Raw genomic sequence first — 8,711 nt, forward strand, 5'->3', positions numbered from 1 at the left:
GTCGTCACTATTTCTCCTCCATCAGACGGGATCCGCTGCGTAGCTGTCGTGCTGCCCTGCTTCGAGGTAGGCCACCAGATCCGCAATCGAAATCAGGGGGCAGCCATGCTCAATGGCGAAGCCGCGTAGTCCGTCCAGCCGCATCATTTCTCCGTTGTCATACACCAGCTCTGCAATCACTCCCACGGGTTCCAGTCCCGCCAGCCGGCACAGGTCCACGGCCGCTTCGGTGTGGCCGGGACGTTCCCGCACTCCCCCCTTAACGGCGCGGAGGGGAAAAACATGCCCGGGACGCGTCAGGGATTTCGGCTGGCTTTGCGGGTCGGCCAGGATCCGGGCTGTCAGGGCGCGGTCCGTGGCAGAAATTCCGGTGCTGACTCCGACGGCGGCATCACAGGACACGGTGTAGGCGGTGCCCTTGGCGTCTTCGTTGACGGCCACCATCGGCGGCAGCGCGAGGGCGTCGGCCCGGTCGGCGGCCAGCGGTACGCAGATCACGCCGGAGCTGTAGCGGACCGTCCAGCCCATCAGTGCCGGCGTCGCGTGCTGGGCGGCGAAAATGATATCGCCTTCGTTCTCGCGGTCCTCGTTATCCACTACGAGGACGGGACGCCCGGCGGCCATGGCGGCAATGGCGTCCCCGATCGGGTCGAGGCCCGTCCTGCCTGAGTCTGCAACGGGGTCTGCAGCCGGGTGTGCGGCTGAGTCCGCCGCGGCGCCTTCCGCGACGGGGCGGAGTTCTTCAGCCAGGACATGGCCTGCCTGGTCCTTGACGCGGCTCATTTCGCTGCCCCGTCCGTGAGTGCTGCTTCTTCGGCGGGCGCCGAGGACGCCCGGTGCGCTGCGGGCGACGTTCCGCTGGCAAAGGACAGCAGGCGTTCGGTGTATTTCGCCAGCACGTCAACTTCAAGGTTCACCCGGCCGCCGAGGGGCTTGCCGCCCAGGCCGGTCTCCGTGAGGGTCGTGGGGATCAGCCCGACTTCAAACCAGGGCGCCGGATCGTTCGCGGGGCTCACGGCAGTGACCGTGAGGGAGACGCCGTCGACGGCGATGGACCCCTTTTCGGCGATGTACCGTGCCAGTCCGGCCGGCACACCGAACCGGAGCCGGTCCCAGTTGCCGAGGCCCTCGCGTTCCAGAAGCTGCCCGACGCCGTCGACATGCCCCTGGACAACGTGACCGTCCAGCCGTCCCCCGGCCGGGACGCAGCGCTCCAGGTTGACGGGATCGCCGGCAGTGAGTTCACCGATGGTGCTGCGGTTGAGGGTTTCGCCCATGACGTCGACGCTGAAGTCTTTGCCGTCGATTTGCGTGGCCGTGAGGCAGACGCCGTTGACCGCGATGGAACCACCCAGGGCGAGGCCGTCCGTGGTGCCGGGCGCGTGGAGCCGAACGGTGGCGCTGACGTCGCCGTTGCGCTCAACGGAAAGCACCTTTCCCTGCTCGGCGATAATTCCGGTAAACATCAATTGCCTCCTGCGGCGGTGTCCGCGCCATTGCGGTGCGGGGTTGTATCGGATGAAGTAGAGGTGGCGGCCGGGCTCTCCACGCCGGGCGCGCTGGCGGGGCTCGCGGGGCGCGCCGGGCGAAGATGCAGCCGGAGGTCGCGGCCGAGCATCTGGACGGCGCCCCCGGACGCGGAGTCCCATTCCCACTGTTGGGCATCGGCCAGGGTGGTGATGCCCAGGTCGTCGAGCGCGGGCGTTCCGGAGCCGAGCAGCGTCGGCGCCAGGTAGACGATGAGTTCATCGACCAGACCGGCGGTAAGGAATGCGCTCAGGATCCGGGAACCGCCTTCCACCATGAGGTGCCGGACGCCGCTCTGGAACAGCTGGTCCAGGGCCTCGCGCGGATCACGGGTCGCCAGGTGCAGGACGTTGCCGTCCGCGCCGTGGATGGCCGCGTCCTCGGGTATGCCTCGGTAGCCCATCACGGCGCGCAGCGGCTGCTTGCCGGACTCCTCGCCGTCAGAATTCCGGGCCGTGAGCCGGGGGTTGTCGACCAGCACCGTCTGCGTGCCGACCAGGATGGCGTCAATCCGGCCCCGGAGCGCATGGTTGTCGGCGAGGGACTCCGGGCTGGAGATCCACTGGCTGGTGCCGTCGTCGGCAGCAATGCGGCTGTCGAGGGTCTGTGCGATATGCAGCGTGACGAAGGGCCGTTTGGCGGCGACGGCGTCGAACCAGCGCCGGTTTAAATCTAGCGCGGCGTCGGCCGCCAGCCCGGACCGGACGCGGACACCCGCGGCGCGGAGCGTCACGGCGCCGCCGGCGGCCGGGTCATGGGGGTCATCGATGGCGTAGATGACGTCGGTGATGCCGGCGTTGATGATCGCCCGGGCGCAGGGGCCGGTGCGTCCGCAGTGGTTGCACGGTTCCAGGGTCACCACCATCGAAGCACCACGGAGATCCAAACCCGCCGCCTGCGCCTGGGCAATCGCGTCAGCTTCGGCGTGGGCAGTCCCTGCCCCGCGGTGGTACCCGGTAACGAGGGGCGACCCGTCCGTTCCGAGGACGACGGCGCCCACGAGCGGGTTGGCGCCCCGCGGACCCTGCGCCGCGGCAGCGAGGGCAGCTTGCATGGCCGCACGTTCCGCGGCGCTGAAGGAGGCTCCGGCGTCGGGCTCGCCCAAAGGAGCTGTGGTGGCCAGGTGACTGCCGCTCATGCCATCACCCCCACGTCGGGGACGGCCACAGTGGAGACGGTCATCTTAGAGGCTGCCCATACCCGGCGGCGCATGCCGCCGAGGGCCGGGGCCAGCCCAGAGATGTTGCCAGGCACTTCACGAAGAATCAGGACAGATCCGATTACCGGGACCTGTGCTTGGAAGAGCCATCGCAGAAAGTTCATGTGTGTCGTTCCTTCCCTCTAGAACCGCGATGGCTCCGGGGGTATACGACAGCACAATTATGCGGCGCCGTCTGGGCGCCGCAGTAACAGCTGTACGTGCTTCTCTCATCCAGACTTTAACTGTCGGTATCGGAATTTCACCGATTCAACCGTCTGCCGGCACCTTTCCGAAGAGAGGCACTGGCGCGCGGGTCGCGGACTATCACCGCCGGTTCGGACTTACACCGACCCCGGAGCACGTATGTGTGTTGTTATTCTGACACAACCCGGGCTAGTCTCCGGCTATTCCCGGCCGCGTACATTACGGTCCGAGTAATCTTTACGGCAGTCCGGCCCCGTACCGCCCCGCGCCGCTGCCCGGCCCGGGCCGTCCTCAGCGGCTGCCGGCAACCCTGAGCCGTTCGATTGCGTCCGCGGGGTCAGTTGCGCCGTACACGGCCGAGCCGGCCACGAAGACGTCTGCTCCGGCCTCGGCGGCCCGGAAAATCGTGTCGGCGGTGATGCCGCCGTCCACCTGCAAAGCCACCTGGAGGCCCGAGCGGTCAATCGCGGCCCGGGCACGCCGGATTTTCGGCAGGGTCAGGTCCAGGAACTCCTGGCCGCCGAAGCCAGGCTCCACGGTCATGATCAGCAGCATGTCGAGTTCGCCGAGCATGTCCAGGAACGGTTCGACGCCGGTCCCCGGCCGGAGCGCAAGCCCTGCCTTGGACCCGCGTGCCCGCAGTTCGCGCGCCAGCTTGATGGGGGCAATCGAGGCCTCGGCGTGGAACGTCACGGACGCCACGCCGGCGTCGGCGTAGGCAGGGGCCCAGCGGTCGGCGTGCTCGATCATCAGGTGCGCGTCCAGCGGGATGGGGCTTATTTCCTGCAACCGCTGCACCACGGGCAGGCCCAGCGAGAGGTTGGGCACGAAGTGGTTGTCCATGACATCGACGTGCACGGCATCCGCGTTGCTGATCCGGCTCAGCTCCGCCTCGAGGTTGGCGAAGTCGGCGGACAGGATACTCGGGTTGATGCAGCACTTGGTCATGCGGGATTCCTTGTCGGTCTATCGGTCTGATGGAAAGTCGCTGTGCGGACATGCCGTTCTGCTGAAAATCGGTCCTGCCAAAATTCAGTCCAACGGGCATGTCCTGCGGAACGGGGCTATGGGCAAGTATCGCCCGGCGTTCAGGCTTTCTTGTGGATGAGGGCCAGGAACATGGCGTCTGTGTGGTGCACGTGGGGCCAGAGCTGGGCGGTGAGCTCGTTCCCGGCCTCAAGGTGGCCGGTGATGCTGACGCTGTCCAGCGCGGCGCCGGCGTCGAGGAGTTCGAGGTCCTCCCGCTTACGCAGGGCGTCACTGACGACGGCGGTCGTCTCCGCCGGGTGCGGCGAACACGTTACGTACGCCACCACGCCGCCGGGCTTCACGGCGTCGATTGCGGAGTTGAGCAGCTGGCGCTGCAGCGGGCCCAAGTCCACGAGGTCCTTGGGCGTGCGCCGCCATCGCGACTCCGGGCGGCGGCGCAGGGCCCCCAGACCGGTGCACGGGACGTCGACGAGGACCCGGTCAAAGGACTCCGGCTGCTCGGTGCCGAGGTCCCGGCCATCTCCGGTCCTGACCTCCCAGGCGTCCCGTGGCACAGCGGACAGGGCCTGGCGGACCAGTTTGGCCCGGTGCGGAGCAAATTCGTTGGCCAGCAGGTGGGCACCCCGCTGCCGCGCAAGGGCACCGAGAAGGGCAGCCTTGCCGCCGGGGCCAGCGCACAGATCGAGCCAGCGCTCCCCAGCGCCTTCGCTACCCGGCACGGCTTCCACGCCGAGATCGACAGCGGCCATGGCGCGGGCCACGAGCTGCGAACCGACGTCCTGAACGCGGGTACTGCCGTCCCGCACCGAGGCGAGCCGGCCGAGGTCACCGCCGCTGGACAGCGCGGATCCCTCCACGAGCTCGCCCGGAGTGGCCCCGCCTTCCAGGGCCTCGTCCAGGCTGCCGACGCCGGGCAGCGCCACGAGGTTCACCACGGGCGCGGCGTTGTCGGCTTCGAGGAGCTCATCGATCTCAGTGGCCGGCCGGCCGTGGGCCACGAGCGATTGGCGCAGTGCGCGCACGATCCACTCCGGGTGGGCGTAGCGGATGGACGCGATCCTGGTGGGATCGGTCTCGGTACTGAGGAGCAGGTCGAGCCATTCTTCCAGTGTGCGGGCCGACACCTTGCGCAGCACCGCATTGATCAGGGCCGACGGGCCGGCCCCGATCACGGCGCGGGCCAGCCCCACGGTCTGGTCCAGGGCGGCGTGGGCGGGCACCCGCATCGCGAGCAGCTGGTGCGCGCCAATCCGCAGGGCATCCAGGATTGCCGGGTCCAACTGGTCCAGCGGCCGGTCGACGCAGCGCGCCAGGATGGCGTCGTATGTACCCTGGCCGCGGAGAGCGCCGTAGCTGAGCTCGGTGGCAAAACCGGCGTCGCGCTTATCCAGTCCGTGGTGCCGGATCCGGGCGGGCAGCACGAGGTTCGCGTAGGCATCCTCGGCTTCCACGGCACGGAGCACTTCGAAGGCTACTAGCCGGGCCGGGTCGGCCCGGCGGGTGCGCTGCGAGGGGGCACTCTCGGTGAAGCCGCGCTGCGGGCCGCGGTTGCGTTCCCGGCCTTGGGCGTTCCGCCGGCTGCCGCCGCGGGCACCACCCTGGCCGCCTGGCTGGGAGCCGGACTGGCCGCCGCCCTGGCCGCCGGGCTGGTGGCCCCTGCCGCGGCCGCTGCCGCTGGTTCCGGACTCGCTCATTCGAATACCACGCTTTCAAGTGTTGCCTGTCCGCGCGCCCAATCAGCGGCGGCCATCATTTTCTTGCCCGCAGGCTGGATCCGGGTCAATTCCACCGGGTGCGAGCCCGTGCCCACCACGACGCGTTTGCCGTCCAGGGCCAGCTGTCCGGGCGGGAGCGCGGAAGCTTCCGGCGCGGGCAGCACCGGCTCGAGCTTGATCCGCTGGCCCTCCAGCATGGTCCAGGCGCCGGGCTCGGGCGTCACCCCGCGGGCCCTCCGCCCGATCGCCAACGCAGGTTGCCGCCAGTCAAGCCGGCCATCCTCGAGGCTGAGTTTGGGTGCCAGGCTGACATCGCCCTGCTGCGGCAGCGCGACGGATTTGCCGGCGTCGATGGCGGACAGGGTTTGGGCCAGCAGGGCGGCGCCACTATGGGAGAGCCGTTCGAGCAGGGCGCCGGCGGTATCGCCGGGGTGCACCGTTTCGGTGAGCGTGCCGAACACGGGTCCGGTGTCCAGCCCCTCCTCAAGACGGAAGGTGACTGCGCCGGTGACGTCGTCGCCTGCAATGACAGCGCGCTGCACAGGGGCGGCGCCACGCCAGGCCGGCAGCAGGGAAAAGTGCAGGTTCACCCAGCCGTGGCGCGGAACTTCCAGGGCCGCACGGGGAATCAGGCCGCCGTACGCAACAATGGCCGCGACGTCGGGCGCAACGGCGGCAATGCGGGCAGTGACCTCGGCGTCCACCTTGGCGGCGTGGATGATCTCGATCCCGAGCTCGGCGGCCCGGGCTGCCACGGGTGACGGCGTCAGGATCCGTTTGCGGCCCAGCGGGGCGTCCGGGCGCGTGAGGACGGCGACGACGTCGAACCCGGCCTCGATCAGGGCGTCCAGGGACGGGACCGCGACAGCCGGGGTTCCCGCGAAAAGAACCCTCACGGGGTGATTCCGAAGCTGGACCCGCCAAAGCTCGTTCCGACCGTCTTCGCGCGCTTCGTTGTTGTCTGTTCGGTAATGGCGTCGTAGTTGGCATTGCGGATGGCGCGCAGGGCGGCCTTGCGGTCGTCGCCCTCGAGCCGATCCGTATAGAGGATGCCGTCCAGGTGGTCGGTCTCGTGCTGGAAGCAGCGCGCCAGCATGCCTTCGCCCTCCACAGTGACGGGATTGCCGTGGAGGTCCACGCCGGTCACGCGGGTAAGCCGGTGCCGGCGAACGGGGAAGCCGAGGCCCGGGATGGACAGGCACCCTTCGACCTGGTCCGGCTGGAAGTCCTCGCTGTTTTCCAGCACGGGGTTGATGATGTGACCCTCAACGCCACCGATCCGGTACGTGAAGACGCGCTGGCTCACGCCGACCTGGGGGGCGGCCAGGCCTGCGCCCTCCACGTCCTCCATGGTTTCGGTCATGTCAGCGACCAGCTTTGCCAGTTCAGGCCCGAATTCCGTCACGGGATCGGCGACTGTGCGCAACACAGGATCGCCGATGATGCGGATATTCAAAATGGCCATGTGCAGTCTTTCCTCACGGTGGGCAGCTAGGGATCCAGTCCAGTTTAGTTGCACTCCGTGGAGTCCTGGACTTCAGCCGGATAGGCGTCCGGGGAGTCGAGTGCGGGGATCCGCGTGCGCCCGGCTGGCGGAACGCAGGTGTTCGGTTCGCGGCGACCGGGCCGTCGGACCGCACGGCCGGGCCGCAGGGCCTGTCCGCAGCGTTCGCGGCGCCGGCCCGCACGGCCGGGCTGCAGTGTTCGCCGCGCCGGACGGCCGGGCTGTGGGGCCGGCCTGTAGGGTCCGCACCGTTCGCAGCGCAGGCCTATATGGCTCGCAGCGCCGGACCTCTCGCTTCATTTGGGGGCGTCAAATGAGATCAACGTGTGTCTTCACGTTTGGGGCCCGACGGTAGACGGAAAGCGGCCTCAGGGGCGACCGCCGTCCCCTGAAAGCGGCCGGAGGACGTAGCTCCGAAAATCTGAAACCGCCCTCAGTTCTTCACTCCTGCTTCGCGTAAGAATGTCAGACCCCCGGAGGAGACTGGTGTCATGGAAGCCGCCAGGGATTTCATTCCTCTCGGGGACGACGGGCAGGGCACGGATCGGTGCACCGGTCGCGCTGCAGGCTGCGGCGCGGATCCCGGCACGGACCGCGGCGCATGTGGCGGTACGGGTCCGGCCCGGTGGTCGGGGGTGGGTGTTGCTCTGGCCGCGTTGGAGGCTGTGGGTTCGACGGCGGTTCAGGATGCGGCGTTGTGGGATTTCCGGGCCGCGTCGGACTTCGCCGGGGGTGTGGAGGAGCTCTCGCGCCGGGTGGAGTTTTTGCAGCTGGTGGCGGCCGGTGCGGTGGACCGGACCAGGACGCAGGCTTCCCCGGCAGCCGCGGCAGGGGCCTGGGCCGGCGCCTCGTGGACGACGGGCTGGCGCGGCGACGCCCCGGGCACCGCGGCCGCCAGTGGCGCACCCTCCGGCACGGTGAGTGCCGGGACCGACGGCAGAATCAATGGTGGGACCGACGGTGTGCCCGGTTCCGCGGCTTCGCCCGACGCGCTGACCGGGGAGGGTGTGCCGTGGGATGCGGCCGGTGACGCGGCGGTGGTCGATGACGGGTACCGGAACACGGCGGAGTTCCTGCGGGCGCGGCTGCGGATCAGCGCGCCGGAGGCTAGGCGCCGGCTCGCCCTGGCCGGGGGCCTGCTGCCGCGCCGGGGACTCACCGGCCAGCCCGTCCCGGCCGTGCACGCGGAGCTCGGTGCGGCGGTCGCTTCCGGGGAGGTCGCATCGCGGGCCGCGACGGTCATCACGGCGGCGCTGGAGAAGGTCCGGCACGTCTGTGACGCCGGGGCCCTGGGGCGGATGGAGCACGCCCTGACGCGCACGGCCGCGGAGAACGACGCGGACTTCCTGGCCCGGGTCGCCCGGGGCTGGGCCGATGCGCTGGATCAGGACGGTGCCGAGCCCTCCGAGGAGCTGCTGCGCCAGCTTCAGGGCGCCTTCATCCGGCGCCGGCGCCACGGCCTGCACCATCGGGGGTGTCAGATTGTTTGTGTAGGAGGGCTGTAGTCGCTGATGGATTGGAGAATCATTGTGGCTATGACTGAACCCCGTGAAGTGCTCCCGGAGGAGCT

8 protein-coding genes, 1 pseudogene and 1 riboswitch are annotated in these 8,711 nt (G+C 69.3%); of the genes and pseudogenes, 1 reads left to right on the forward strand and 8 read right to left on the reverse strand.

From position 1 onward, the window contains the following. Nucleotides 1–21: 21 nt before the first annotated feature. The 8 genes and pseudogenes from ribB to def form a co-directional block, all read right to left on the reverse strand. Nucleotides 22–783: a 3,4-dihydroxy-2-butanone-4-phosphate synthase gene (gene ribB / locus ABD243_RS19645; protein ID WP_344368057.1), complete on the reverse strand. Its 762-nt coding sequence runs from the start codon at nt 781–783 to the stop codon at nt 22–24. Further along, nucleotides 780–1,466, reverse strand: a complete 687-nt coding sequence (locus tag ABD243_RS19650) for a riboflavin synthase (protein WP_344368059.1) — start codon at nt 1,464–1,466, stop codon at nt 780–782. The genes ribB and ABD243_RS19650 overlap by 4 nt, the downstream gene beginning before the upstream one ends. After that, entirely contained in the window at nt 1,466–2,665 is a 1,200-nt protein-coding gene (gene ribD / locus ABD243_RS19655; protein WP_344368061.1) for a bifunctional diaminohydroxyphosphoribosylaminopyrimidine deaminase/5-amino-6-(5-phosphoribosylamino)uracil reductase RibD, read from the reverse strand. The genes ABD243_RS19650 and ribD overlap by 1 nt, the downstream gene beginning before the upstream one ends. A 53-nt stretch (nt 2,666–2,718) precedes the next feature. Then, nucleotides 2,719–2,850: pseudogene (locus ABD243_RS19660) on the reverse strand (nicotinamide riboside transporter PnuC); the annotation flags it as partial. 92 nt (nt 2,851–2,942) lie between these two features. Next, nucleotides 2,943–3,093: riboswitch (FMN riboswitch) on the reverse strand. 130 nt (nt 3,094–3,223) lie between these two features. Continuing rightward, entirely contained in the window at nt 3,224–3,880 is a 657-nt protein-coding gene (rpe, locus tag ABD243_RS19665; RefSeq protein WP_344368062.1) for a ribulose-phosphate 3-epimerase, read from the reverse strand. 140 nt (nt 3,881–4,020) lie between these two features. Further along, nucleotides 4,021–5,616, reverse strand: coding sequence for an RsmB/NOP family class I SAM-dependent RNA methyltransferase (locus ABD243_RS19670; protein WP_344368063.1), 1,596 nt, complete (start codon nt 5,614–5,616; stop codon nt 4,021–4,023). Further along, complete coding sequence (gene fmt / locus ABD243_RS19675; RefSeq protein WP_344368064.1) at nt 5,613–6,533, reverse strand: methionyl-tRNA formyltransferase; 921 nt, start codon at nt 6,531–6,533, stop codon at nt 5,613–5,615. Before fmt ends, ABD243_RS19670 begins: the two co-directional genes overlap by 4 nt. Continuing rightward, nucleotides 6,530–7,102 (reverse strand): peptide deformylase, encoded by a 573-nt coding sequence (gene def / locus ABD243_RS19680; protein ID WP_344368065.1) that lies wholly within the window; start codon nt 7,100–7,102, stop codon nt 6,530–6,532. Before def ends, fmt begins: the two co-directional genes overlap by 4 nt. 704 nt (nt 7,103–7,806) lie before the next feature. Here def and ABD243_RS19685 point away from each other — a divergent pair. After that, on the forward strand, nt 7,807–8,646 hold the full coding sequence (locus ABD243_RS19685) for a DUF222 domain-containing protein (protein ID WP_344368067.1): 840 nt from the start codon (nt 7,807–7,809) through the stop codon (nt 8,644–8,646). Nucleotides 8,647–8,711 lie beyond the last annotated feature (65 nt).

Origin of the sequence: Arthrobacter humicola, from assembly GCF_039531445.1 — a bacterium.
GTDB classification, from domain to species: domain Bacteria; phylum Actinomycetota; class Actinomycetes; order Actinomycetales; family Micrococcaceae; genus Arthrobacter; species Arthrobacter humicola.